Source organism: Rhizorhabdus antheiae (assembly GCF_049889055.1).
In the GTDB taxonomy this organism is placed as follows: domain Bacteria; phylum Pseudomonadota; class Alphaproteobacteria; order Sphingomonadales; family Sphingomonadaceae; genus Rhizorhabdus.
Map to the genome: position 1 here is coordinate 1 of NZ_JBLTWO010000018.1, position 26,791 is coordinate 26,791.

19 protein-coding genes and 1 riboswitch are annotated in these 26,791 nt (G+C 65.3%); of the genes, 9 read left to right on the plus strand and 10 right to left on the minus strand.

From position 1 onward, the window contains the following. The 3 genes from ACNI3R_RS19980 to ACNI3R_RS19990 all read right to left on the minus strand — a co-directional run. Positions 1–7,307: hypothetical protein (locus ACNI3R_RS19980; RefSeq protein ID WP_426186860.1), on the minus strand; the 7,307-nt coding region annotated here is incomplete at its 3' end. A gap of 157 nt (positions 7,308–7,464) precedes the next feature. Further along, positions 7,465–10,572 (minus strand): CHAT domain-containing protein, encoded by a 3,108-nt coding sequence (locus ACNI3R_RS19985; RefSeq protein WP_426186863.1) that lies wholly within the window; start codon positions 10,570–10,572, stop codon positions 7,465–7,467. A gap of 117 nt (positions 10,573–10,689) precedes the next feature. Next, on the minus strand, positions 10,690–12,390 hold the full coding sequence (locus ACNI3R_RS19990; protein WP_426186866.1) for a ShlB/FhaC/HecB family hemolysin secretion/activation protein: 1,701 nt from the start codon (positions 12,388–12,390) through the stop codon (positions 10,690–10,692). A gap of 279 nt (positions 12,391–12,669) precedes the next feature. Next, positions 12,670–12,867: riboswitch (cobalamin riboswitch) on the plus strand. Between the two features lie 131 nt (positions 12,868–12,998). On the opposite strand from ACNI3R_RS19990, the gene ACNI3R_RS19995 reads away from it, so the two are divergent. Then, entirely contained in the window at positions 12,999–14,882 is a 1,884-nt protein-coding gene (locus ACNI3R_RS19995) for a TonB-dependent receptor plug domain-containing protein (RefSeq protein WP_426186868.1), read from the plus strand. A gap of 91 nt (positions 14,883–14,973) precedes the next feature. Here the strand turns inward: ACNI3R_RS19995 and ACNI3R_RS20000 are convergent, their stop codons facing one another. Further along, a complete protein-coding gene (locus ACNI3R_RS20000) occupies positions 14,974–15,585 on the minus strand; it encodes a response regulator transcription factor (RefSeq protein ID WP_426186871.1) in 612 nt (203 codons plus the stop codon). Between the two features lie 510 nt (positions 15,586–16,095). On the opposite strand from ACNI3R_RS20000, the gene ACNI3R_RS20005 reads away from it, so the two are divergent. Further along, positions 16,096–16,461 carry a response regulator gene (locus tag ACNI3R_RS20005; protein WP_426186874.1) on the plus strand — a complete coding sequence of 122 codons (366 nt, stop codon included), beginning with the start codon at positions 16,096–16,098 and terminating at the stop codon, positions 16,459–16,461. A 17-nt stretch (positions 16,462–16,478) separates the two neighbouring features. Here the strand turns inward: ACNI3R_RS20005 and ACNI3R_RS20010 are convergent, their stop codons facing one another. The 3 genes from ACNI3R_RS20010 to ACNI3R_RS20020 are packed head-to-tail and all read right to left on the minus strand — an operon-like array spanning position 16,479 to position 19,722. Then, positions 16,479–17,681 (minus strand): glycosyltransferase family 4 protein, encoded by a 1,203-nt coding sequence (locus ACNI3R_RS20010; RefSeq protein WP_426186877.1) that lies wholly within the window; start codon positions 17,679–17,681, stop codon positions 16,479–16,481. After that, complete coding sequence (locus ACNI3R_RS20015) at positions 17,678–18,601, minus strand: Gfo/Idh/MocA family protein (protein WP_426186880.1); 924 nt, start codon at positions 18,599–18,601, stop codon at positions 17,678–17,680. The genes ACNI3R_RS20010 and ACNI3R_RS20015 overlap by 4 nt, the downstream gene beginning before the upstream one ends. Further along, entirely contained in the window at positions 18,598–19,722 is a 1,125-nt protein-coding gene (locus ACNI3R_RS20020; protein WP_426186883.1) for a Gfo/Idh/MocA family protein, read from the minus strand. The genes ACNI3R_RS20015 and ACNI3R_RS20020 overlap by 4 nt, the downstream gene beginning before the upstream one ends. A 212-nt stretch (positions 19,723–19,934) precedes the next feature. On the opposite strand from ACNI3R_RS20020, the gene ACNI3R_RS20025 reads away from it, so the two are divergent. The 3 genes from ACNI3R_RS20025 (at position 19,935) to ACNI3R_RS20035 (ending at position 21,425) form a co-directional block, all read left to right on the plus strand. Further along, entirely contained in the window at positions 19,935–20,477 is a 543-nt protein-coding gene (locus tag ACNI3R_RS20025; RefSeq protein WP_426186886.1) for a helix-turn-helix domain-containing protein, read from the plus strand. Between the two features lie 73 nt (positions 20,478–20,550). Further along, the gene (locus ACNI3R_RS20030) at positions 20,551–20,904 is read left to right on the plus strand and encodes a hypothetical protein (RefSeq protein ID WP_426186889.1); all 354 of its coding nucleotides are present in this window, start codon (positions 20,551–20,553) and stop codon (positions 20,902–20,904) included. 71 nt (positions 20,905–20,975) lie between these two features. After that, complete coding sequence (locus ACNI3R_RS20035; protein ID WP_426186892.1) at positions 20,976–21,425, plus strand: hypothetical protein; 450 nt, start codon at positions 20,976–20,978, stop codon at positions 21,423–21,425. Here the strand turns inward: ACNI3R_RS20035 and ACNI3R_RS20040 are convergent. Beyond that, positions 21,422–21,604 carry a hypothetical protein gene (locus ACNI3R_RS20040; RefSeq protein WP_426186913.1) on the minus strand — a complete coding sequence of 61 codons (183 nt, stop codon included), beginning with the start codon at positions 21,602–21,604 and terminating at the stop codon, positions 21,422–21,424. The genes ACNI3R_RS20035 and ACNI3R_RS20040 overlap by 4 nt on opposite strands. On the opposite strand from ACNI3R_RS20040, the gene ACNI3R_RS20045 reads away from it, so the two are divergent. Beyond that, positions 21,533–22,006 carry a JAB domain-containing protein gene (locus ACNI3R_RS20045; RefSeq protein WP_426186910.1) on the plus strand — a complete coding sequence of 158 codons (474 nt, stop codon included), beginning with the start codon at positions 21,533–21,535 and terminating at the stop codon, positions 22,004–22,006. The two genes, ACNI3R_RS20040 and ACNI3R_RS20045, sit on opposite strands and share 72 nt — an antisense overlap. Positions 22,007–22,058: 52 nt before the next feature. Further along, positions 22,059–22,247 (plus strand): DUF6961 family protein, encoded by a 189-nt coding sequence (locus ACNI3R_RS20050; protein ID WP_426186895.1) that lies wholly within the window; start codon positions 22,059–22,061, stop codon positions 22,245–22,247. A 227-nt stretch (positions 22,248–22,474) separates the two neighbouring features. On the opposite strand, the gene lepA is transcribed toward ACNI3R_RS20050, so the two are convergent. Continuing rightward, positions 22,475–24,298: a translation elongation factor 4 gene (gene lepA, locus ACNI3R_RS20055; RefSeq protein WP_426186898.1), complete on the minus strand. Its 1,824-nt coding sequence runs from the start codon at positions 24,296–24,298 to the stop codon at positions 22,475–22,477. Positions 24,299–24,493: 195 nt separating this feature from the next. On the opposite strand from lepA, the gene ACNI3R_RS20060 reads away from it, so the two are divergent. Then, a complete protein-coding gene (locus ACNI3R_RS20060; protein WP_426186901.1) occupies positions 24,494–25,423 on the plus strand; it encodes an SH3 domain-containing protein in 930 nt (309 codons plus the stop codon). 89 nt (positions 25,424–25,512) lie between these two features. Here ACNI3R_RS20060 and ACNI3R_RS20065 read toward each other — a convergent pair whose 3' ends face one another. Further along, positions 25,513–25,938 carry a hypothetical protein gene (locus ACNI3R_RS20065; protein ID WP_426186904.1) on the minus strand — a complete coding sequence of 142 codons (426 nt, stop codon included), beginning with the start codon at positions 25,936–25,938 and terminating at the stop codon, positions 25,513–25,515. Between the two features lie 265 nt (positions 25,939–26,203). Between ACNI3R_RS20065 and ACNI3R_RS20070 the strand changes: the two genes are divergently transcribed. Beyond that, positions 26,204–26,677, plus strand: a complete 474-nt coding sequence (locus ACNI3R_RS20070) for a hypothetical protein (RefSeq protein WP_426186907.1) — start codon at positions 26,204–26,206, stop codon at positions 26,675–26,677. Positions 26,678–26,791: the final 114 nt, after the last annotated feature.

Sequence of the window (26,791 nt, forward strand, 5' to 3'; positions counted from 1 at the left end):
GGCGAATTCCTTGTAACAGGCGCTGCGCAAGGCTGGCCATTCACCGTGCAGGTCTGGATAGACAAATTGCCGTTCGGATCGAGGAAAAAGCCAACCGGCCCGCTTCCGTTCAACCCAAATGTGTTTATCGCCAGCGTGCCGTTGCCCGCCGAAACCTCGGAAGGATCGGGACCCGAAGCGGTCCCGCCCGCAGCCACCTGGACGTTGGTCAGAATTTCCAGATCGCCACCGGCGGTGTTGATCAGGAAGCTTCCGGCGGCCGAGAGCGGACCATAGCCCGACACGTCGCCATTGATCGAACTGATCGTCATGTCGCCGGCTGCGAGCGGTGTGTAGACGCTGTTCGTGTCTCCATCGAAACGATAGGACGAAATGGCCGCGAAGCTTCCGCCCTGCGCGGTGCCTGATCCACCGGGGCCACCGGCGCCGATTCCGCCGCTTCCGCTGGTAGCGCTGGCATTGATAAGCGTGGTGCCAAGCGTTACCGGCACGCCCCGTGCGAGGATTGCGGTGGAGCCGCCAACGGCGTTGCCGCCCGCTCCTCCCACTCCATTGGCGCCGGCGTCGTTCGTGGCCGCTCCTGCTCCCCCGTCACCGGCTTCTGCATAGACGTTGATCTGGGTATTGCCGAAGCTGCCGGTCCCCTGCGTAACGGGGGTGGTCGGACCGCTGAATATGCCCAGATCGACCCGGCCGCCGGTGGCGTCGCCGCCCCGGCCACCGGCCCCGCCCGTGGGACCCGTGACACCATCGCCGCCCAGACCGCCCATCGCGATCGCCTGAGCCGACGTGGTGCCGATGGAAACCGTGGAATAGCCCGCATAACCGCCGATCGCGATCTCACCACCGGTCGCTTCGCCACCGATTCCGCCGACAGCGCCGCTCGCGGTTGCCGTACCGGCCGAAGCACCAAAGCCGCTTGCTGAGACCGTGGCCGAGGAGGCGGTGATCGTGCTGGTCGATGGATTGGCCGCGTCGCGGAAGGCGAGCAGTTCGGCATAGCCACCGCGCCCGGCGCCCGCGGTACCTACAACACCGCTGGCACTCTCCCGCGCCTGGCCGCCGGTACCGTTCGACAGTATCGTGACGCCCGAGCCATTGAAGTTGAGCGTGCCCGAGGTCGTGTCCACATAGGAGCCGAGCGAGAAATCGGCCGCCGTACCACCAAGGCCGTCACCGCCATTGTCGCCGCTGCCGCCCTGTCCGCTCGAATCGACCTGCGCGCTGCTCGACACTGTGATCGTGGCGCGGTTGGCCCGGATGGCCGCTGCACCGCCACGCCCCTGCCCGCCGGCCGCTCCTTCCGGAGCGTTGGAGAAGGAATTGAAACCGCTGTTGCCGCCGACACCCTGCGCGGTCAGATTGAGGGTCGTCGCGCTGATCGTGCGGCCATTATTCGCTTCAACGACGACCACGCCACCGCGGCCTTCACCGCCACCATCGCGCCCCATTCCCCCGAAACCGGTAGCGCCCAGATCGGTCAGGCTCATCGAGATGTCCTGATTGGCCGCCGTCACGGAGATGTTGCCGCCGGTCCCGAGGCCGCCCAGACCGCCAACGGATGTACCACCTTCACCATTGGCATTCACGCTGAGAATACCGAAACCGATCACTCCGCCACCCGCCGTGGCGGCGAACGCGCCGCCCGTGCCGGCGCCGCCCGTGCCACCCGCTGTCGTAGCCGCGCCGCCGGCACCGTTGACATTGGCCGTTACCGGACCGGCAAAGCTGATCGTACCGCCGCTGGCGCTGACCGTTACCGAACCGCCTTGGCCGACGCCACCCGCGGTGATGCCTGAGCCGCCGGTGCCGATGGCGGTTAAACTGGCACCGGTCAGGTTGATCGAACCGTTGACCGCCGAAATCAGGATTGCGCCGCCCGTGCCAGCGCCGCCCACACCGCTGGTTGCGCCGCCGCCGAAAGCGGACGTGTCGACGGTGAGGTCGCCGTTGACTTGGACGAACGAGCCTTGGCCATTGGCCTCGATCGTCACGGAAGAGGACGAAGCGCCCACTCCATCGCCCGATTCGGACCGGGCCGTAATGATCGACAGGTCGCTGGCAAAGTTGAGCGTTTCGTTCACACCACTCACGCCGACCACGACATTGCCGAGCGCACTGATCGAAACCACGCCATCAAAGGTGCTCGACCCGGTGGTAACGCCGAAATTCACGCCGGTGCCGAACGAGTTGACTGTCAGATCGCCGCCAAAGTGGCTCCCCCCGGTCAAGAACAAGGGCGCGCCGGCCAGGATGCCGGTGCCGACATTGGCAACGGTGCTGAAATCACCGCCGCGCACGATGACACCGCCACCCGCTAGGCCGCCGCTGGACTGGCCAGACCGCCCCGGACCCAGATCTGAGCCTGCGGCGATCACGATTGACTGGTTCGAGGGATCGGCTCCGCCGGACAGCGTGAAGTCGATAGTGCCGCCGGTCATGTCGAGCACGGCGTTCTGAGTCTTCGGCGCGACGGCGAGGGACACCGTGCGCGAAGCGGCGCCATCCGCCAGAACATTGGTGATGCCGCCATGGGTCAGCGCGTTGACAAGACCGGTCCCGCTCACGACGGTGACCCCGGTCAGCCCTGTCACATCGACATTGGCCTGCTCCGCCGCCACATAGAACACATCGCCTGCGGCGGTGACCGTCCCGCTTTGATTGATCGACGGCGCCAGCAGCACGGCATAGCCATTGGTGCTGACATCATCCGACGCGATCCCGATCGACGCATTGGAAAGGCTCGCCCCCACCGACACGAGATCCGGGTTGGAGATGAACGGGTCGGAGAAACCGATATCGACCGTCGACAGCACCAGGCCACCGACGTCGATCAGCGCGGTGGAGCCTACCAGGATGCCACCGGGGCTGTAGAACCAGACGTTGCCGCCCGTGCCGGTGAGAGTGTTGCTCGAATCGTACAACCGGCTCTGGATCGTGCCGTTGAGGGCGATCCGGCGAGACGGGTCGTTGGGAATGATCCGGTTGAGGACGGTGAAGCCGCCCGTATTCGTCACCGAATTGCGGAACAGCACCGACGAACTGGACGGCAGGAAGACGATGTCGCCCCCACCGATGCCCGCATCGTCGGGCGTCCAGTTGATGATCGCCGTCGGCGCGTTGACCGTGATCGTGTCGCTGCCAGGGTTGCGGACGATGTCATATTCCGCCGTCGACAGCTGGCCGGGCGTGCCTGCGAAGGCGCCGCCGCCCGCGGGCGGCGGGGGCGGGGGCGGGGGCGGGGGCGAGATCGCGCCCTGCTGCACCTGGATCGAGAACATCATCGACGCCGTCTGGTTGTTGGCGTCGGTGACGGTCACTTCGAAGCTGTACGGACCGGCGATTTGCGGCGTTCCAGTGATATTGCCGGCCGAATCGACCACCAGCCCGAGCGGCACCGTGCCGCCGGTGACAGCGAAGCTGTACGGCGGAACGCCGCCGACCGCTGCGATCGACTGATTGTAGCTGGTACCGGTCTCAGCATCGGGCAGGGTGGCACCCGTATCGAAGCTTGGAGGTGTTGGCGGCGGCGGCGGCGGCGAACAGGTCGCGTTGATATTGCACTCGCCGGTCACCGTGCCCGTGTTGAGGGTATATTGCGCAGCCGTGATCGTGCCGGTGCCCACCACTTCGAACGTGATGCCGCGATCGGGCATATCGACCGACAGATCGAGGCCCGATGGATTGTCGAACAGGATCGCGCCGTCGGTGGCGCTGATCAGATTGTCCGGGGCACCCTGCTGAACATCGACGCCGGTGCCGAAGATGTCGACCAGCGCCGTCGATGTGATGTCGCCATTACTGGCCACGATGGAGAAGTTGCCGACGGTCGCGGTTCCGGGCTCGCTGCCCACCCCGGCGAAACCGCTGAGATCGGCAGTCACGCCCGCGAGGAGGATATCACCGCGAACGGTGGGCTGGTTGAAGCGCGCCGTCGATACGATGCCCAGCGATCCTCCCGTTCCGCTGCCGCCGGCACCGGGCGTTTCGCTGCTCCCGCCATTGCCGCCGGAACCGGTGGCCGCAAAGTTGACCAGACCCGAGATGCTCAGACCCGCGTCCGAACCGTTCGAGCCACGCGAATCGAGGGAGAGTTGGCCGCCCGTCGCCAGGCCGCCGGCGCCGCCATCGCCCTGGACCCCCTGAATCGATGGGCCACCCTCGCCACCATTGCCGGCTATGGCATTTGCAGAAACCGTCACGCCACCCAGTTGCACGCGGCCCTGCGTGCCCGCAGTGTCGGGACCACTGACCAGGCCGACCTGCACGGAGCCGCCCGTCGCATCGCCGCCGACGCCGCCTGCACCGCCCTGCGTCGGCCCGGACGGGACCTGCCCACCGCTTCCGCCCGCGCCGCCAGCAGCGTCTGCGGTAAGCGTGATCGGTCCACCGAGATTGAGTTGCCCCAGTCCGGCCTGCGCCCCCACGAAGATGCTGCCGCCCGTTGCCGCACCACCGAAGCCGCCGGTGGCGCCGCTGGCGGCATTTCCGCCGAACCCGCCTGCACCGTTGGCATTGAGGAAAAATTCGGTGCTGCTGGCCGTAACGCTGCCGACCGTGCTGCCCCCGGTCAGACCGGCGATGTTCGCGTCGCCGCCGATACCTAAGCCGGCATTGCCGACACTGCCCAGGACATCGGCAAAGCTCTGGCCCCCTTGACCGTTCGCGTTGAGCGTTACCGCCACGCCATTGATGTTGATCGTGCCTTCCTGGGCCGTGATCGCGACACCGCCACCGCCATTGAGCAGGTCGAAGCCGCCCTGACCGATGCCGCCGCTATAGCCGGCGCCGCCCTGGCCGTTGGCCTGGATCGTACCGCCACTCATGCTCAGCGTGCTGCCGGTTCGCACCGTGACACCGGCAAAGCCGCCGGTGCCGATCCCCCCGGTCGAATTGGTGAGGGCAATGCCGCCAGTCACCGCATCGCCGCCGTCACCATCGGCGATCAGCAGCACGCTGCCCAGGGTCATGGTCGTCCCGCCGATGGCGGCAATGTTCGCGGTGCCGCCCTGACCGTCGCCGCCCGCGGTTTCGCCTTGTCCGCCGAAACCGTTGGCGAACAGGCTTACTCCCGAATTGGCGTTGATCGTGCCGACACCGCCACCGAAGACCAGTTCACCACCGGTGCCTGCACCACCATTCGTTGCCGGCGACGAGCCGCCCGTTCCGGTGCCGCTGATCGATACCGGGCCCATGAAGTCGATCGTGCCGTCCGCTGCAACGACAATATTGGCGTTACCGCCGACGGCGATACCGCCTGCTCCCCCGCTGTTCGCGCCACCCGACGCATCCATCGAAGCATCGACCGGACCAAAGAAATTGAGCGTGCCGCCATCGGCGCTGGCGCCAAAGCGACCGCCGGTCGCGCTGCCACCGCCGCTCGACCCCCCATTGGCGATTGTGGCATCGCCCTCGAAGGCGACATTGGCTCTAACCGCGACCGTTGCGCCGTTGGACGCAAGGATGTCGAATCCGCCGGCCCGGGCGTTGCCGGACGAACCTCCCAGCGAATCGCCGCCATTGGCGGATGTCCTGACGAAGAGCCCCAAGGGATTCTGAGCAGTGCCGAAATTGATCGAAGCGGTTGCGCCCGATGCGGTGATACCGACATAGCCACGCTCCGGCCCCTCGCCAGGATAGACGGAAAGCGCGTTGCCGCCCGTTCCGTTGCTGCTGTTGCCGCCGCTCCCCCTGGCAACGAGGCTGGCAAGGCCGCTGCCACCGACCGCGATCTGACCATCGGTCGCCCCCAACAGGATTTTGCCGGCAAGCCCGTTGCCGGCCACACCTAGGCTCGAGAATCCGCCAAAGCCCGACGCGGTGATGTCAAGGCCGCCGAGATTGAGCGCACCACCGCTGATCGCGCTGACCAAAACGGTGCCCGCGACACCGTCGCCACCATTGCCCGAGACAGGCGCCCCGCCCCCGCCGCCATCGGCCTCGATCGTCAGCAGGCCGCCAATATTGATCGCCGAGTCGCTGCCCTGTGCGCGTACTGTTACATCGCCAGCCGTGCCCGTGCCCCCGTCGCCGCCATTGGCAGAGGTTGTGATCCGCAGCGAGCCCGCAGAGATGGTGCCCGAGGTGCCCGCAAGCACCGAGACATTGCCACCGGTCACCGTGCCGCTGCTCTCGCCGATGCCCGTGTCGATGACGAACGCGCCGGCCACGCTCACATTGCCCGAGGTCGTGTCGACAATGATGTCGGCACCCGCGCCATTGTCGGCGTCGATGCTGGCATCGCCGAGGAAGGTCGTGCCCGACAAGGTCAGATCGCGCGAGGCGCCGATCGTTGCGTCGGCCCCGATCGACCCACCCTGAATGCGCACCGTGCCGGTGCCGGGCTGGTTGTTCGGAATGGTCGTGTTTCCGAACACATCGTTGCCGGCCGACAGGATCACACCCTGATCGGTGACCGACGCGCCGCCGGCCTCGGAGAATTCGAGCGAGCCGCCGGTCAGCAGCATTGTCAGCGCCTGATTTTTGGGAACCGCGACCAGATAGATGTTGCGCGACGTGCCGGAACCCTGCGGCGTGACCACGGTCGTGCCGCTGTGCGTGATCGCATCGGCCGCTCCGGTACCGACCGGCACCGAGATGTCGAACAGGCCGCTGGAGAAGGTGATATCGGCCCGCTCGGCGGCGACATAGGCGACGCTGCCCTGCGACGCGACACTGCCCGACTGGACGATGCGCGGCGCGAGCACGCCGACATAGTTGGACGCCTGGAAATTGGCCGTCTGGATTTCGACCGTGCGGCCCGCATCGCTCGCGCCGATCGACACGACATCGGGATTGGGATCGGAGGGCAACCCGCCGAAGTCGATCGGCACGCTGGACAGGATGATCCCGCCGACATCGATGGAGGCAGAAGCGCCGACGAGAAGGCCGCCGGGGCTGTAGAACCAGACATTGCCGCCGGTCCCGATCAAATTGTTGTTGCCGTCGTAAAGGCGGCTGTTGATCGCCCCGTTGAGGGCGACGGCGCGCGTCGGGTCGTTGGGCAGGATGCGGTTCAGGACAGTGAAGCCGCCCTGCAGCGAGGGGTCGTTGCGATAATTGGCGGTCGTGCCCGACGGGAGAAAGTCGATCGGGCCGCCACCCGACTGAACGTCGGTCGGGGTCCAGGTGATGATCGAGGTCGGGTTGCTGACCGTGATCGTATCGGTGCTTTCGCTCTGCGTCAGGACGACGCCAGCGCCGAGACTCGGTGCGCCAGCGGCGAACGCGCCGTTGGCCGCGAGGCTTTCGCGCGCGGGGAAGGCGAGGATCGTCGCCATCGCCAGCGCCGACGTAAGCGTCCGCATGTTGCCGCCACCGCGCGCCGCGCGTCCGAATGGATCGACCGCGTGCCGCCCCAGCAATCCCGGTCCGCTGCCGAGAAGTCCGTTACCGCGCCCTGAGCCCCGCTTTGTCATACCATCCCCCAAACGAACCAAACCCCGCCCGTATGAATGCGCCCCATCACTGCGCCGTCGATGCTGCCCCTGCGGCCTTTGCCGCCGGAAGCAGCGCCCGCTGGCCGTCGCCGACGATCGCGAAGGCCGACCAGTAATAAGGGTGGGACGTATTCGGATCGTCCATCAGCCCCACCTGTGCATTGCGCATCGCGGTCGCCATCGGCGTCCCCGGTGGCGCGGTGAAGAGGCCGGTGATCAGCCGCTTCGTGGCGTTGAAATCGTCCGGCACCGGCCAGTGGCTGGCGACAACGGTCCGCGCGCCCGCGCCCACAAAAGCACGTACGAGGCCATCGAGCGCAAAGTTGCCGCCGGTCGTGACGCCCGCCTCGCGCGTCGCGCCGACGGTCGCCATGCCGGCGGTGTCGCAGGCCGACAGAACCACCACGTCGGCATCGAGCTTGAGGTCGAAAATTTCCTTGAACGACAGCAGGCCGTCGGACGTGCCGCCGCCGAACGAGGTCAGCAGCGCCGGTCGCGCCGGGCATTCCGGACGCGGCGCGGTGACCAGGCCGTGCGTCGCGAAATGGATGATCCGGTACTGCGCCAAGTCGTTCATGCCGATGATGGTCGAGTCCGAGAAATCCGCCCCGACTACCAGCTTCGACTTGTCCTGACCGATGATCCCGCTCGCGAGATAGAGTTCGGACGAGGAGATCGGGTTGTTCCAGTTGCTGAGCGGCCAGGCGCATTCGTCGGCCTGCGACGGCGGCGGCACGAAGAAAGGGTTGAGCGCGGGGCGCGCATTCTCGCCCATGCCGAGATAGCCCATCGCCGCTTTCGAGCTGGCCACATCGCGACCGTCGACGAAGGAGCGCGGGCTGACCACGGTCGATACATCGCGGTCGCGGCCGAGCCAGGCGACACCCCGGAAATCGAAATCGTCCGCGTTCGGCTTCTTCAGCCGCGCGAGATAGGCATCGACGCCCGCCTGCTCGATCGGCAGCAGATTGGCCGGCAGCTGCAGCAGCGGGCCATCGGGCTCGAAGATGAAGTTGCGGACCTGGTGAAGCTCGGCATCGACCGGGCCCATCAGCGTCACATAGAGCTTGCGGGCGAGCACTACATCGAACGGATAGGTCGCGACCTGCCCATTTTCGACCTTCACGACCGAATCGCGGATCTTGGCGACGGTGTCCTCAAGCTCCTTGGTGGTCGTATCGAGCTTCCACGCCCGGGCCACGGTCGGCGATACGAACATCGCATAGGCATCCTGCCCGACCAGCGTGACCTTGTAATAGCCGTCGCCCGCCCGCAGCGCCTTTTGCAGCTCTTCCACGCCCATGGTCGAGGGCGACAGGACGCGGTAGCGCGGGAATTTGGCAAGCTTCGCCTGGAGAGCGGTCTGATCGCGCGAATAGCGGGCAAGGCGCCCTCGTGCCTCTTCGAGCGCGGTGCGATCGGCCGGCGTCGGCGCCGGGAGCGAAGCCAGACGCGCGACGTCGCCGGTCGCGCGGGCAATGTAGCGCGACAGGGTCACCGACTGACGGAACAGCCCGGCCGCCTCGTCATCGCCGCCCGACAACTCGCGCGCGAGCAGCGCCTGGGTCTGGGCGATGCCGGGCCGCAGCATCAGCTGGCTGGCGGTGAACATCTGGGCAACGGCCTTGGGGTCGCTGGCCGAACGCTCGGCAAGCAGGCGGAAATAGGGGCGCAGCAGCGTCCGGATCGACGACATCGCGCCGGGGACATTTTCCGACGCGCCGATCAGTTCGCCAAAGAGCGTCATGGCGCGGTCACCCTGTCCATGGCGGCTCAGGAAGCCTGCGAAGCGCGCCTTGGCACCCAGCGCCACGGCAGTGTTCGGATATTGGATCTCGACCACCTGCAGCGAGTCGGCGAACAGGCGCTCGGCCTCTTCGATCCGCCCCTCGGCTTCGGCGGTCAGCGCGAGTTCGCTCTGCACGCTCGACCGCAGCCAGCCGGTGCTGTTGATCTTGCCTTCGCGCACCGCCTGCATCGCGGTGACGGCTTCGTCGAAGCTGGTGCGCGCCTCGGCATATTTCTTCTGCGCGCGGAAGACGACGCCGCGCAGGAGCAGCGCCTGGGCATCGAGGATCTGGGCACGCTCGAACGGCTGGATCGATCCGTCGAGCCCGGCCATCTGGTTGATCGCCCCGCCTTCGCGGTTGAGATCGTCGGCAACCGTCTCGCTGATCTCGCCTACGGCAAGCTTGGCGTCGGCGGTCTGAACCGCCTCGATCTCGGCGACCGGCTTGGCGAGCTCTTCGAGAGCGCGGTCAAGCTTGCCCTGGTTCAGATTATGGATCGCGTAGAAATTGCGCAGCATGCGCCCGACCACCGGATCGGCGAGCGCAGACGGCGTCGCAGCGCGCCCGAACAAGGCATCCGCCGTGGAGAAGTTGCGCTGGTTCGATTCCTGCAGAGCCTGGTTGGCGAGATATTCGGACAGGCGCGATTGCGCCTTCGACGAGCCCGCGTCGCGCTCGACCAGCGCCTCGAAAAACTCGGCCGCCTCGGCATAGGAGCCGTCATTGTTGCGCGCATAGGCTTCGGCCAGCGCGCTTTCGCTGTCCAGCGCGCCGGCCTGCACACGGGCGAAGGCTGCGGGATCGCCGGCCGAGGTGGTCGCCACCTGGACCTCGCCCTTGACGATGCGGTCGGCAACCAGCGTCCGCAGGCCGAGCTGCATCGCGCTGTCATAACCACCCAGGCCGGCGGCGACATAATCGCTGCGCCCGTCCGAGTGGATGTAAATCTTGTACGATAGCTCATTGGCGTCGACGCACTCGCGCATCTGGACCTTGCCGAGCCCCTCGACATCGATCGACTCCGGACGCTGGCAGGTCAGCGGTGCGTCGGCACTGGCGATCACGCGCTGAACCGGGTCGTCGCCATTCTTGCGCAGCGCGAACAGACGGCCGACCGGCGACGCTGCATCTCGGCAAACGACGCGATAGCCGCGGTCGAACATCGTCGCAAGGACCGGTCCGACCGATCGGCTCTGCGCCGTGCAGAGTACGCCCGTGGTGCCAATCCGGAAGCTGTTGCGCAGCGAAAGCGGGGCCGGCTGCGCAGCCATGGCGGGGGCTGGCAGAGCGAGGGCCAGCGAGGCGATCAGCACCGTGCCGAGTGCGGAGCGGCGATTACGCATGAAGGGCATCCTCCCGGAGCGCCACGGGGTTCTTGCGCCCGGACGCGAAATGGACATGAAGACCGGCCGACGCCTTCCGCGCCGCCAGCAGAGGCACAGGCGCGGCAGGGGCGGACATCAGCGCCGCTCCCAGGGCCAGAGCTGGGTCGTGACCGAAATCAGGAAGCGGGGGTCCTTGTTCTTCGTCTGGAACCCGGCCTTCCTGAGCGGCACGGCGACCGTGCCATCGATGCGGAGGCGGTTATTCCAGATGGCTCGCAGACCGCCGCCGACCGAATAGAGCGCATCGAGATCGTCCGGTCCGAGCTGCTTGTTCCACGTCAGTGCGACATCGGTGAACACATAGGGCAGAATGTTCAGGTTCACCTTCTGGAAGGGCTGCACACGGGGAAAGCGCAGTTCGAAGCCGCTGCCGAGACCGCTGTCGCCGATCACCGTGCCGGGATCGTAGCCGCGCCCGATCGAGAAGTTGCCACCCGAATATTCCTCGAAGCTGAACAGCGGATCGAACGCATATTGCGCGCGGGGCGTGGCGGCGATCCAATAGCCCTTGCCGAGCGCATATTCGAGCGAGGCCGAGGCCCGGACCAGCCGCGACGTCTTGTCGCCGTCGAGCCGTGCAGGCGGCGTGTAGTCGGCGGGGAGCGGACGAACGGTCGGAACCGGCGGGGATGCACCGAATATGTCCAGGCCCTGGCGGAACTCGACCGAGCCCGACGCCCGCCAGGTGGGGAAACGCCGCTCGGCAATATCGGCGGCATCGAAGTCGAGCCGGAGATAACCGACGCGCAGACGATCCCGAGTGAGGTCGATCGCGTCAAAGGTAACGACCTGATTGAGATAATCGAAACCGGCCGCACCCGAGAGGCTGAAGGCTTGGGTGCGGATGAAAGGATAGCGGGCTTCGCCGGTGGCGAACAGCGTGCGAGCACGAAGAGTATTGGTACCGCCGACATCCGGCTTCGACCAGGCGTAGGTGAAGTTGCCGCTGAGAACGAGCCCTTCCGAGCCCAGGCGGGTGTCGTAGCCCAGCTGAACGAGCCGCTGCTCCTTGAAGTCGGCGGTGCTGCCGACCGACGCGGTCAGCCGGTCGCCGCCGAGCAGGCCGTAAGCCGCTCCCTGCAAGGTGCCGTTCCAACGCCCCGAACTGCGTGCCGAGAAATTCTGGAGGCTGTAATTCACTTCGACCGGAGTGCGCGTCACGCTGACTTCGCCGACCAGCTCGCCCGGCGCACCACCCGCCGGCTTGAGCGCCAGCCGTACATCATAACCCGGAAGGTCGCGCGCCAGGATCAGATAGCGTTCGGCATTGTAGCGGTTGAACACCGTATCTTCGGTCAAATGCGACAGATAGCCCGCGAGCAGCTTTTCGGCCGGGCCTGCATCGCCGCGCACGCGCACCGCGACGATCTTCGCGAACAGGACCTGGAACTTGACCACGCCATTTTCGATCCGCTGCACCGGCACCTGAACGGCGGCGAGATAGCCTTTGCGACGGAGCGCAGTGGCGGCGGCATCGCGGATCGTACAGATGGTGGCGATCGGGCGGTCGGCGCCGAGCAGCGATGCGTAGGAGGACTTCAGCTCCTCCGCGGAAACGCCCTGGAGATTGGCGAACTGCGCCTCGGTGATGGTAACCTTGATATTGGCGTAGGCCGGAGCATCGAGCGCGCAGGGAGCGCGTTCGATATCGCCGTCGATGGTCAGGCGCGATGGCCCTGGAGCGGGCTGCTGCGTCGTCCGGTTCAGCTCATCACGGCCGGGGGCGATCTGCTGACCGGTCGGCGTCTGGACCTGCGCCAGAATCGCCGAGTCCATCGACGAAGCAACGAAACAAGCTGCCAAGACGGCAGCGGGCCTGAACGGACTGCGCAAAACGTCCCCCGATTTCCCCTGTTCGGCGATCCCCTTCGCCAGCCGCCTCATTACCCGCCCGCCTAGGGCTTGTCATCGGAATAGTTCAATCCCGATCAATAGTTTGTGCGTTCCATCACAGCCCTGGACGGAGCGAGAATCGCCCAACGGCAAACGCCAAGTCGTTACTGATCCGACCCGATCTGCCACCCTTGGCGCTTGCGTCGGGCGATCACTTTACCTAGAGGCGCGCTCGCGACGGGTCCCGGAGACGGGACCAAAAGGGAATTCGGAAGCGGGCAACCGCCAGCCGGAGCTGCCCCCGCAACTGTGATCGGCGAGCGATCGTCCGCGCATGCCACTGGATGTCCGACATCCGGGAAGGCTGGGCGACCGCGATGACCCGAGAGCCAGGAGACCTGCCCGTCGCGGTCGTTCCATCGTGCGGGCGGGGTGCACCACATGATCGAGGCGAAATCCTCGCGTGACGACGATCATAACGGGTCGCGCGCGGAGGATGCCCATCCTTTCCGTTCGGGGCCCTGATGACTTGTCATTGAGGGGTTTCCGCCATGTCCAGACTATCGCTCCTTCCCTACCTCCTGCTCTCGGCTGCGGCCCTGCCGACCGTCGCCCATGCCGAAACCGGAGCCGAGGACGCCGACACCATAGTCGTCACTGCGACGCGGACCGAGACGCCGCTCTCTCAGGTCGCTCAGTCGATCTCGGTCGTGGATGCGAAGATGCTGGACCTGCGGCAGACGCCATCGGTGGCAGAACTGCTGCGCACGCTGCCCGGCGTCACCATCGTCCGCAATGGCGGTCTCGGCTCGACCACCAGCGTGTTCATCCGGGGCGCCGAGAGCGATCAGACGGTGGCGCTGATCGACGGGGTCAAGCTCAACGATCCGTCTGCGCCGGGCGGCGGTTTCAACTTCGCCGACCTGCTGACCGACAATCTCGACCGGATCGAGGTGCTGCGCGGCGCGCAATCGGTGCTGTGGGGCAGCCAGGCGATCGGCGGCGTGGTCAACCTGATCACGTCCGCGCCGACGCAAGCGCTGCAGATCAGGGCGAGCGGCGAATATGGCCGCTACGACGCCGGTCGCGCGGTCGCGAACGTCGCCGGTACCGTCGGTCCGGTCGCGCTCAGTGCGGGTGCCGGCTATCTGACCACCGACGGCATCTCCGTCGCCGATCGCAGTGGCGGCGGGACCGAGCCGGACGGCTATCACCTGTTCGGCGCACATGCGAAGGCGCAGGTCACGCTGGCGGACGATCTGTCGCTCGACCTGCGCGGCTTCTACACGAAGAGCAAGGTCGACCTCGATGGCTTTCCGCCGCCCAGTTTCGAACTCGGCGATACCGAGGAATATTCGCGGCAGGAACAGATCGTCGGCTATGCCGGGCTGAACGCCGGACTGTTCGACGGCCGGCTGAAGAACCGCCTCGCGGTCGCCTGGACGCGGATCGATCGGCAGAATTACGACCCGGCCGGCACGCCCGTTCTGACCTTCGACGCATTGGGCCGCAATCTGCGGTTCGAATATCAGGGCGGCGCGGAGCTCGCGCGCTGGACCGACATCACCTTCGGCGCCGAGCATGAAGGCCAGCGCTATCGGACCGAAAGCATCTTTTCGCCGCTGGACAACAAGAAGGCGAACATCGACAGCGTCTATGGATTGCTGACGCTGCGTCCGCTCGCAGGGGTGACCGCCGCAGCCGGCATCCGACATGACGACCACAGCCAGTTCGGCGGGAAGAGCAGCGCCAATGCCAGTCTGGTCTGGACGCCCAATCGCGGCGCCACGGTGCTCCGCGCGACCTACAGCGAAGGCTTCAAGGCCCCCTCGCTCTATCAACTCTACGGCGACTTTGGCCGGGATGACCTCCGCCCGGAAGAGGCGAAGAGCTGGGATGCGGGCATCGAACAGTCGCTCATCGATGGCCTGCTTCAGGTTCGCGCGACCTGGTTCGAACGCCGCGTCGTCAATCAGATCGACTTCGATCTGTCGACCTTCACCTATGCCAATATCGCTCGCGCCAGGGCGCGCGGCGCCGAACTCGAACTGGTGATGCAGCCGACGGTCGGCTTCGAGGTTCGCGCAAACTATACCTATACAAAGGCCCAGAATCGCGAGCGTAGCAGCGCCAATTTCGGCAACGACCTCGCGCGTCGCCCGCGCAACGCGGTCAGCGTGACCGCCGATTATGCATGGACCGCGGGATCGGTCGGCGCCACGATCACGCATGTTTCCGGCAGCTTCGACAATGCCGCGAACAGCGTCAGGCTGGGTGGCTATGCGCTGGTCGACATCCGCGCGAGCATGCCGCTTACCCAGAGCGTCGAACTGTACGCCCGCGTCGAAAATCTCTTCGACGAGCGCTATCAGACCGCATCGGGCTATGGCCAGCCGGGCCGGGCCGCCACCGGAGGTGTGCGGCTGCGATATTGAGGGCGGGTCGGTGGCCTATCCTGTCGCGCGTGACGGCAAGGGGACTTCCGGCGAAAGCCGAAGGTTCTTGGCCGGGCCTGCCAGGCGATTTTCAGAGCCTGCCCGCAAGAGCGAAGACGCGCATCGCGTCGTAGATCGTCGGCGCATCGAGCTTGGCAAGGGCCAGGGCCCGGGCGCGCTGCACGTCGCGGGACGTGACACCTATCGTCGCCGCAATGTCGGCGTTCGACAGCCCCTCGAAGATCAGCGCCATCAAGCGGCCCTCCTCTCCGGTCAGCGACGCGATCCGGCGCCCCGCATCGGCAGAGAGGTGCTGCCACCGATCATCGGCCCTCAGGCGGTGCAGCGCCCTGTCGACCGCATCGAGCAGCGCTACCGGATCGAACGGTTTATGAAGAAAGTCGATAGCACCCAGCCGGAACATGCGAACCGCCGTGGCGAAATCGCTGAACCCCGTGACGACGACGAAGGGAAAGGGCTGCGGCAGCCGCGACAGGGCCTCGACGACCACGCTACCGCTCGATCCCGGAAGCTGCATGTCAACGAGCACGCAGCCTGGACCCAAGCTGTCGAGCGCCTCGAGAAAGCTGTCGCTGCTGTCGAATTCGGCATGATCCCAGTCGCCATCGGCCTGCATCAGGCTGACGATCGAGGCCCGCACGATCGCTTCGTCATCGATGATGTAAAGCCGCTTGCCGCTCATTGTCGCAGGACGATCAAACCCAACGCCACATATGCCTCCACGCCACGATATCACGGACTGGAATGTCCAGTAATCCTCGAATCTTGGCTGGCAACATAAAATTAAATATCAGTGAGAATTGGCATATTATAACAGAAATTTCACCCATCCCTCTTCCGGCAAATATATGTCATAATTTCAGATACCGGACATAGACAGACCGCGCAACTCGGGCAGGCCTTTTTGAAAATCAGTTTTATCCTCCAATTACGAAGTCTGTGAATTTTATTTCTCTCTCATGGAATTCGGTTCGTCTATATTATATCGACGGTCACATGTCTGTTCCGAAATTTCGTCGGCACCGTCTCCGCGTTGCAAGGCTTATCAAAAGCGCTCGAACCACCAGATTGGAACGGCTATGCGAAAAGCGCCCATTGGTCGCCTCTCCGGTGTTCTACCTAGCTCTGGAAACGCGCTGTTAAGCCCTTCCGAATAGGGTCTGCCGGCAATCATGGCTGACCGGGCGGCTGAATGGCGAAGATCCTCACCGTAGACGATTCCTCGACGATCCGGCGATTGCTTGGGGCGGTCCTGCGTGGGCAGGGCCATGACGTGGTGGAAGCTGAGGATGGCGTCGCCGCACTGGAGTGGCTCGCCGAACATGACCGGCCCGACCTGCTGATCACCGACATCAACATGCCGCGTCTCGACGGGCTTTGCCTTGCCGAAGCCGTGCGGACGCTCGACCGCCACCGCGATCTCCCGATCCTGGTCCTGTCGACCGAATATTCGGTCGAGAAACAGAGCCGCGCGCGCAAGGCCGGCGTTGCCGGCTGGATCATTAAGCCCTTCGAACCAGCCAAGCTTCTGTCCGCCGTGGAACGCGCTGCTGCCTGAAGGCAGCCCCCGGCTCCTTAGCCCCGCTGCCGCCCGAAAAGATCGAGCATTTGCCCGGCACTGCGATCGATATCGTGCCGCGCGACAACACGGCTACGCCCCTCCAGGCCGAGCGTAGCAAGCCGTTCCGGCGAACAGGCCAGCGCTTCTGCCATGGCCTGGGCCAGTCCGACCACGTCGCCGGGCGTCACCAACCAGCCGCAGCCCTCGTCCACCAGCTCGGCGATGCCCGCAACCGGGGTCGTCACCACCGGCCGGCCGAGCGCCAGCGCCTCCATCAGCACGATCGGCAACCCTTCGGCATGGCTCGGCAGGATCACGGCGCGGGCGTCGCCGATCAGCCGGCGCACCTCTGCATTGTCGCGCCAGCCCAGCAACCGGACATGGCCCGCAACCCCGGCTTCGGCGACTGCCCGTTCGACCGCACCCCGATCTTCACCGTCGCCGACCAGAAGAATCTGCATCTGAGGATGGTCTGGCAACAAGGCAGCCACCGCAGCCGGAATGTCGACCTGCCCCTTCTGTGGGCAAAGCCGGCCGACACAGAGCAGCATGGCCCCCGCCGGCTCGACATCCGCCGGATCCGGATAGTCGCGCAGGTCGAGGCCGCAGGAGATGATCTCGACCCGGCTCTCCAGAGCATCGGGCAGGTGCCGGACCAGACGGTCGCGGCAATAGCGGCTGATCGCGACGACAGCCTCGGCATGGTACGCCTTGTCGACGAAGGCGTTGCGACCGAGCACTTCCAGTTCGTCGGGCCCGTGCACGGTGAAGCTGTAACGCGGACCGCCCATGAGCCGCGAGAGCATCGCGACCGCCGCCGCATTGGTCGAGAAATGTGCGTGGATATGGTCGATGCCGAGCGCGGCACAGCGCCGCCGCAGTCGGATCGCCTGCGCCACATAAGCGACATGCCTGACCATGCCCTCCCCGGCACGGCGGTAAAGTGCCCAGCCACTGCAAATCGCCCGGAACAGGCCGGCAGGGTTGCGCAGCAGTTCGACAATCAGTCCCGCCAACAGTCCGAAGAGTTTGCCGCTCAGCAGATATTCGGTCTTGTCCTGCTCGACACGATCGGCGGGATCGACCAGCGCCTCACTCCAGCGGCGGACGGCGAACCGCTTGACCGGCACCCCCGCCCGCTCGATCGCGGCGATCTCGCGCCGGATGAAGGTGGTGCTCGTCATCGGATAGCTGTTGAGAAGATAGGCGAGCCTCACCGCGACCGGGCCTCCTCGACCAGCCGGACCACCTCTTCCATGCAGGCATGGGTGACGACCGGGCTCTCGACCTGCCGGGATCGCACCAGCTGCGTGAAATGCGCAATTTCGTGCCGATAGGGCGATCCGCCTACCGGGTGCAGATCACCGCCGATCCATGCGACGGCATCGCCCAGACGGCGCAGCAGGGGATTCTGCCGAACCGCACTTCGCCGGCGCGAAGGCCGCTTCACTCCGGCCGGTCGAAGGCGCATACGCTGCGCCGACAGCAGCGGCGGGTACAGTTCGAGCGTCGCCGCTTCGCCCTCGATGCGGAGGTCGTTCGGAAGGCGCTCGACGAAGGAGACCGACAGATCGGAACGCGCGCCGGCGGAATGGCGTAGCGACAGCCGCGCGGCCACATCGATACCGGCGCCGTCGCGCTCGATTTCGCACGTCATCTCGGCCACCGGACCCAGCAATATCCGCGACAGCATCAACGGATAGACCGCGCGATCGGCAAGCACGCCGGTCTCAGGCGCAAACAGGCGAGGAAAAGCCTCACGCGAGACGGGATAGCCGAAACTCGCCTCCAGCCGGTCGATGGGGCCAAGCCGCCCTTCGGCGACGATGGCGACGGCGCGCGTGAGCGCCGGCAGGAAGGGCGTCGCCACCGCCTCCATGAAGGTCAGACCGCGTGATCGCGCGAGTGCGACAAGCGTCCGGACATCGTCGACGGCGAGCGCGACCGGCTTCTCGCACAGCACCGGCTTGCCTGCCTCGAGCGCCAGACGCGATTGGCGCACATGATCGGCATTGCCGCAGGCCACATAGACCGCCTCCGCCTGGTCGAACGGGACGTCCCCGACCAGCGCGCGCATTGTCGCGGCCATGCGACCGCGACCGGTCACGGTGAACCGCAACGGCGAGCCGGTGCTCACCAGCGCATGGGCTCCATCGGGTCGAACTCCGTCACCAGCCGGTGATCGCCGCCCGCTTGCATGGCAAGGCTGGCTTCGGTCAGGTGCAGCGCGAAATCGCCGGCGAGACGCGGTGACCGGCCGGCAGCGATGGCGCGCATCATCTCGGCAACGCCGAGGGCGAAGTTCATCGACGCGGCGCCACGGCGGCCGAGCATCGGATGCCCGTCCCCGGCCCAGGGCACGCGGCGCGCGATCGGGCTGTTGACCAGTCGCCGGCGCACGACGTGACGCCGGCGCACCCGGACGGCAGCGCCGTTCGCCCAGGCATCATCGACTTCCAATATGCCGTCGTCGCCGAAAATCCTCAGGCGGTGGTCGTGCCGGGCGACGATCGAACAGGTCAGCCGCGCGACCACCGAATCGAAATAGAGCGTCGCCGAAGCATAATCGGGCGCGTCATGGCCGGCGCCCGTCTGATCCTCGTCCAGACAGCGCGCCGAACCGCCGACGACGCGGCGCACCGGTCCGAAGATCGCCATCAGCCAGCTGAGATAGTAGCCGGCATGTTCGAGCGTACATCCGGTGCGGAACTCATTCTCCGCCGGCCATGGCGCTCCGCTCACCGACAGCCAGCGCCGGAAGGGTGCGCTGCTGATGAAATCGTCATCGAGCTCGGCATAGACGAGCCGGGGACGTCCGATGCGACCGTCGCTGACCGCCCGCCACAGCGTCTGGGCCGCCCGACCGAGCACGCTGCAGGGCGCGGAGGCGAGGTGAAGTCCCCGCGCCTTCGCCAGCTCGGCCAGAGCGACAGCCTCGTCCAGGTCGAGAGCGAGCGGCTTCTCGCTCCAGACATGCAGGCCGGCCTCGAGCGCCTGTCGGGTGACGGCTGCGTGCGACGACGGATTGGTGAGGTTGAGCATGATATCGGGACGCGCCTCGACCACCGCATCGAAACCCGCCAGCGCGGGGAGCGACCAGTGGGCAGCGAAATGCGCAAGCCGCACCGCATCATGATCCCAGACGCCGACGATCTCGAGCTCGGGAAAGGCGCACAGTGAGGCGAGGTACAGGTCGGCGACATAGCCGGCACCTATGATGGCGATTCGCCCCTTAGACTGGCTGTCCCCCGATGCCATGGTGCGATGCTAGGAGCCGCCGACCCGCTTCGCAATGGGCAGCAGGGGCATATCAATGCATATCAATGCCTGCAAATCCATCGCCGTCCGGAACCAGGTCACGCTGCCACCGACGCCACCGAAACGACCTTCATTAGAGCGTAACGCGACCGTTACACGAGGATGTCCGGACGGGTTTTACAGCGCGCGGGAATAGCGATATGATGGGTGTCATGGAATCGGGCCGCATCGAGAAACTGACCGAGGCGCAGCGCATCTGCCTGCGCATGGTTCTCATGCATCTTTCTTCCAAGGACATTGCCCGCGAACTCGGCATTTCTCCCCATACGGTCGACCAGCGCCTGCGCATGGCGATCCAGATTCTCGGGGTTGCCAACCGCTTCGAAGCGGCCCGGCTGCTCGCCAAATATGAGACCCCGAACGCATATCAATCGGCCGTATATCAATCGCCGCACGTTGCTCAATCGGCGGTACATGCCACTGTCGACCTGTCCGATATCCACGGGATGCGGCAGGCCGAAACGGACTTTCACGGAAGTTCGGTTCGCGAGGAACAGCTGGCTTTTCGAACCCCTGCGTTCGTTACCGGTGGCGCCTTCGTAAACCTGCCCGTCCCTACCCCGGGGAGGGAACGTAATGATCTGAGTGTCGTGCAAAGGCTGGGATGGATCCTTTCGATCGCCATCGCCTCGGCCCTTGCATTCGGCGGACTTCTCGCCGGCCTCGATGCGCTGAAGCGCCTGTTTCAGGTCTAAGCGCTACCCGGACTTTCATCATTGCCAGACAGGGACGCGCAGCCTCGGACAGGCTGTGCGAAAGGAGCAGCACATGTTCAATCGCCAGACCATTCTGAAGCGCCGCGAAGTTGCCCAGGAAGTCGCCGACCGTCTGATGGCGGCCGAGCATGCCATTGATCAGGCGATCGCCCGCACGGCGGAGCTGACCGCCTTCATTCCGTCCGCTCGCGCCGAGGCCGATCTGGCCTGCGAAGTCGGCCAGGAAGCGCTCGAATATGCGGCCGAAAGCTTTTCGACGCTGGTAAAGGCCCGCGCCAAGATCATCGCCAGCCACCGTGAGCTCGCCGCGACCAAGGACGAGATCGGTCTGAAGACCTATGCTCTGGGCGGCCTGGTGGGTAAGCCGTACAAGTCTGAAGTGCACCACCTCGCCGAAGTCGCCTGATCGGGAAGGGCCGGGCCGGGAGCGGCCATGCCATGCTTGACCGGCCGGAACTGATATGATCCGGTCGGGCGATGGCCCTCCTCAACCAGCTCTTCTACCTGTTCGTGCTGATCGCCGTCGCCTCCTATGCGGGATGGCGGGGCGGCTGGCCCGAACGGATCGGCGCGGCGATCATGGTCATCGGATCCATCCTGACCGTCATCGCCGCGAAGTCCTTTTATCCGGGGTGGCAGACGCCGCAGGCGGGGATCTTCATCGTAGATCTGCTCGTGCTCGCGGGGTTCGGCAATCTCGCCCTCAATAGCGATCGATATTGGCCATTATGGGTAACATCCTTCCATTTGATCGCAGTGACCATTCATCTGGCCACTCTCGCAGATCGCTCGGTCGCGGCGCTGCCCTACGCATGGGCGGCGGAGTTCTGGGCCTATCCGATGCTGGCCGGCATAGCGGTGGGCACCTGGAACCGCCGGCGCCGGGTTCAGGCTTCGGGCCAGCGACCGAATGTCGTGCGATATTAGAATCGCTGATCGAGCCGCTGGGCCTGGCCCATGGCGGCGCGATCGTCGACGAGCTGCTGGACGAGTTCGGCACACTGCCGGCGATCCTGGCAGCCGACCCGGCCCAGCTGCACGCCTGCCTGCCGGAAGACGGCCTTGTCGCCGACCTGCTGGTGGCGATGCGTGTGGCGATGCTTCATTCTTTGCGGACGCGGCTCAGCGAGAGCCCGATCCTGTCGACGTCGGAAGCACTGACCAACTATCTGTTCGCGAGCATGGCCTATAACGGGATCGAGCATCTCCGGGTGCTGTTCTTGAACTCGAGCAACCGCCTGTTGCGCGACGAGCTCATGTCGCGCGGCACCGTCAACCAGGCGCCGCTCTATCCGCGGGAGATATTGAAACGGGCTCTGGAGCTCGGCGCGACCGCGCTGATCCTGGTCCACAATCATCCGTCGGGCGACCCGACCCCGTGCCAGGCCGACGTCAAGGCGACGGCACATCTGGTCGCGGCCGCCCGGACGCTCGACATTGCCGTTCACGACCACCTCATCGTCGCCCGGACCGGCTGGCGCAGCCTGCGCGCCGAAGGGTTGGTGTGAGGCCATGTCCGGCGTGGAGGGCAAGAAGAGTAGCAGCGTAATGGAGACGAGTATGATCCGCGACTTCGCCAGGAGGGTGATCGACGATTTCGGCGATCAGACCGACAGCTATGTGGCGAGCCGGATCGGCATCCTGATCCGCGACGGCGACAGCTATGGCGTCGGCTTGTGGAAGGCCGTCGCGACCGAGATCGAACGCCTGCGCCTGCCCGAAAAGACGATGCCGCGCAGCCGGCACTGAACGAAGATCAGCACAGGCCGCGCCTCGATCGCGGCACATGAGTACCCGGTCGGTCGTCCTCCCCCCGATCCGACCGACCGGGGACACCAGGGAGGACTTCCAGCCCCCACGGGGCGGCGGATCGACAAGGGGCTTTGCGATCCGCCGCCCATCGGGCTGACGACCGCACCGCCTCCATCTTCGCTTTCGACCGGCCGGCACTCACAACGGAGCCCGGCCAACCGGCTTTACGCCTCGTCACCCATGCGCAGCGCGGCGATGAACGCCTCCTGCGGGATGTTGACGTTGCCATATTCGCGCATCCGCTTCTTGCCCTCTTTCTGCTTCTCGAGGAGCTTGCGCTTGCGGGTGGCGTCGCCGCCATAGCATTTGGCGGTGACGTCCTTGCGCATCGCCGCGATCGTCTCGCGCGCGATCACCTTGCCGCCGATCGCGGCCTGGATCGGGATCTTGAACATGTGGCGCGGGATCAGGTCCTTGAGCCGCTCGCACATGTGGCGGCCGCGCGCTTCGGCGGCGGCGCGGTGGACGATCATGCTCAGCGCGTCGACCGGCTCGCCATTGACCATGATGCTCATCTTGACGAGGTCGCCCTCGCGGTGGCCGATCTGGTGATAGTCGAAGCTGGCATAGCCCCGGCTGATCGACTTGAGCCGGTCGTAGAAGTCGAACACCACTTCGTTGAGCGGCAGTTCATAGGTGATCTGCGCACGCCCGCCGACATAGGTCAGGTTCTTCTGGATGCCGCGCCGGTCCTGGCACAACTTGAGCAGCGAGCCGAGATATTCGTCGGGGACATAGATGGTCGCCTCGATCCACGGCTCCTCGATCATCTCGATCCGGTTGGGATCGGGCATGTCGGCCGGGTTGTGCAGTTCGATGACCTTCGCATCCTCATTCTTCGAATGGCTGAGCGACAGGCGATAGACCACCGACGGCGCGGTCGTGATCAGGTCGAGATCATATTCGCGGGTCAGCCGCTCCTGGATGATCTCCAGATGAAGCAGGCCGAGGAAGCCACAGCGGAAGCCGAAGCCCAGCGCCGCCGAGGATTCGGCCTCGAAGCTGAACGAGGCGTCGTTGAGGCGCAGCTTGTAGAGGCTCTCGCGCAGCTTCTCGAAATCGGCGGCGTCGACCGGGAACAGGCCGCAGAACACCACCGGCTGCACTTCCTTGAAGCCCGGCAGCGGCTCGGCGGTCGGCTTCTTGGCGTCGGTGATGGTGTCGCCGACGGCGGTCTGGCTGACCTCCTTGATCTGCGCGGTGATGAAGCCGATCTCGCCCGGGCCCATTTCGCCGAGCTGCTCGATCTTCGGCCGGAAGCAGCCGACGCGGTCGACGAGGTGGACGGTGTCCGCCTGCATGAACCGGATCTGCTGGCCCTTCCTGATCGTCCCCTCGACGATGCGGATCAGGATGACCACGCCCAGATAGGGGTCGTACCAGCTGTCGACCAGCATCGCCTTGAGCGGCGCCGCAGCATCGCCCTTGGGCGGGGGGATGCGGGTGACGATCGCCTCGAGAATCTCGTCGATGCCGATGCCCGACTTGGCGCTGGCGAGGACGGCATCGTCGGCGGGAAGACCGATAATGTCCTCGATCTCCATCTTCACCTTCTCGGGCTCGGCCGCGGGCAGGTCGATCTTGTTGATGACGGGCACGATCTCATGATCATGCTCGATCGACTGATAGACGTTCGCCAGCGTCTGCGCCTCGACGCCCTGCGCGGCGTCGACCACCAGCAGCGCGCCTTCGCAGGCGGCGAGGCTGCGCGACACCTCATAGGCGAAGTCGACATGGCCGGGCGTGTCCATCAGGTTGAGGACATAATCCTTGCCGTCGCGGGCGGTGTAGTCGAGGCGCACGGTCTGCGCCTTGATGGTGATCCCGCGTTCCTTCTCGATGTCCATATTGTCGAGCACCTGCGCCGACATCTCGCGATCGGTCAGGCCCCCGGTGCGCTGGATGAGCCGGTCGGCCAGCGTCGACTTGCCATGGTCGATATGGGCGATGATCGAGAAATTGCGGATGCGGTCGATCGGAACTGTCACGGACATCTCTGAATAAGCGGGAGCGGTTGGCGGGGGCCATAGCAATGCTGGGGCCGCGAAGCAAAAGACTCCCGGCAAATAGAGCGCGGCGGCATCGCACGGGGCGGATTTCAGGAAACGTCAGACCAGCAGGGCGCGGGAATCGCTTACCTCGGAGCGGTCGGGCTGCGGCTCGCTTGCAAACGGGGGACTGTCATGAAGCATCTGATTCCGGCGGCGCTGCTCGCCACTTTCGCGCTCCAGCCGGCGCTCGCCGCCAAGGAAGAGCCCGTCGCGCTCGCCAAATGCGATGCGCCGATCGGCAGCATCGCCGTGGTCGACGGCGAATCCCAGGGCTGGACCAAATATGGCCTGTCGAGCCCACGCGACCTGATCGCGGCGATGGCGGTGCAGAGCAACTGTTTCACCTTGCAGGCGACCGGCAGCAACAAGCCGGCCGACTTCCTGGTCAACGCGGTGGCGGGCGACAAGGAAGAGATCGACAAGACGGTGAACACCGCCAAGGGGCTGGCTACCGAAGCGCTGGTGCGGTCGGGCGCGGCCGGCTCGCTGCTCGGCAGCATGGGCGGCTTCGGCGGACAGGCGTTCGGCATGCTCGGCGGCCTCGGCGGCAAGAAAAAGACGATCGCGGCGGGCCTGCGCGTCATCAGCCCGGCCACCGGCCAGACGATCGCCTCGGGCAGCGGCACCCAGACGAAGTCGCAGATCTCGATCGGCGGCTTCGGTGGCATTGGCGGCAATCCTTGGGCAGACGCGGCGAAAGCGCAGATGACCTCGATGGGCTATGGCGACTATGCCAATGGCGGTTACGCGAATTCGAAGGACGGGCAAATGCTCGCCGCCGCCTTCGTCACGGCCTTCAACGCGGTCGTGGCGCAGAAGGCGGCACTGGTCGCGGTCAAGCCGGCCGCGACGGCGGCAGCCATCACTCCAGTGGCGACGGCCGCCTCCTATGTCACCGCGATCGACACCAAGCTCTACGCCAAGGCCGCCAAGGGCGACGCCGTCCGCGCCCTGCGCGCCGGCACTTCGCTCAACCCGACCGGCGGCCGCGAAGGCCTCTTCGTCGAAGTGAGCGACGCCTATGGGACCAAAGGCTGGGTCTCGGTCGAGGATCTCAAATAGGGCGGGGGCGCCGGTAAAAGGCTGAGAACTCACAAGCGGTCGCTTCCAGACTAGGGCTGGAACGGCCGCGATGGGGTGGGAAACAGATATCACGGTCTGATGGTTAGGTCCGGCAAACCAATTTGAGCCTTGCTTGCCCAAAATTGCTGTTCGTCCAGCGGACCGATGATGTTTGGATGCGCTGCCCCGCCCGTTTTCGGATCAAAGCGACGAGCAAAATAGTAGTATGTTGATGGTCCGTGGTCGTTGCCGATTTGCTTCTGCTCAACGGCTATAAATTCCTGGTTCGCTCCGGCGGCAACGGTATGAGACCCGTTTCCATATCCGCTTTCGCCGGGCAGTCCCTCAATTCCCCCACATCCGTGATCGCCACACACGCGCAAGTTCACGGCCTGCGGGTTCTCTATATAGTCCAAGTAGAATGGGTCACTGACCTCGACGCGGCGTTCTCGGCAGCCCAGCAATAGCCCAATAAGCAGCAGCAGCAGGAGGATTGGGCGACCGGAGCTTTTCATATTCTCTTTTCTCATGGCGCGGCCGATGTCTGCAACGGGGTTGGCAGCGGAATCGCTTTCGGCGACAATAGGAGAGCAGCTGCTTGCCAGCTCTAGCGCCGGCAAATCGTAATGGCCGAGATGGGGTGGACTGCCGACAGTCCGCTATCGAGAGCTGTACGGCGCAAGCTGCCATTCGTTTATGATCGGAGAGCTACAGCAGAAGCGCTCCATTGCGGACACTAGCGGACCGAGGTTAATCACCGCTCAGTCGCTGGAGATACCGATGCTGCCTTTTCTCGCATTCCTGATGCAGGCGGCCCTGCCTCCTCCCGGTCTGAATTACTATGGTCGCACCGAATATAGCGGGCCGGGTGTGGTTTGCGGAGCAGCGTTCTCTGTTCGCCTGCGCGTCGGCGAAACAGCCGTGCTGACAAAGCGCAGCTTCTTCGATGCGGAACTGTCTTTCAACATTAGCGACGGCCGTTTGACGGTCCACGAAAGCAAGTATGCGACTGAAGGTGGCAAGATGATCCAACCAGTTGGGGACGGGGTTCTTAGGCGCAAGCGCGAGAAGCAAGGATATGTCTGGATCTATCGGGATAACGCGCCCGGTTCGACCGACGTTCGCGGACCGGCGGTGAGCGCCCGCAAGCCAAGCGTGGCGCTAAGCCGGATTACGTTTGGTTCGCCTCGGAGTGGCTTCGTTGGTGCAGAGAAATGTCTGGACGGGTCCGGATCGGACAAGCGATCAAGTTGATCGGTTTTTATGTCGGCTCTCCACCCCTCTTTGTTATCCGGCGCGGCGAAGACGGAAAGCTGACGGTCCGGATTTAGGCGGTTGAGCGAGCCGCAGCTACGACCGACTTTGGGT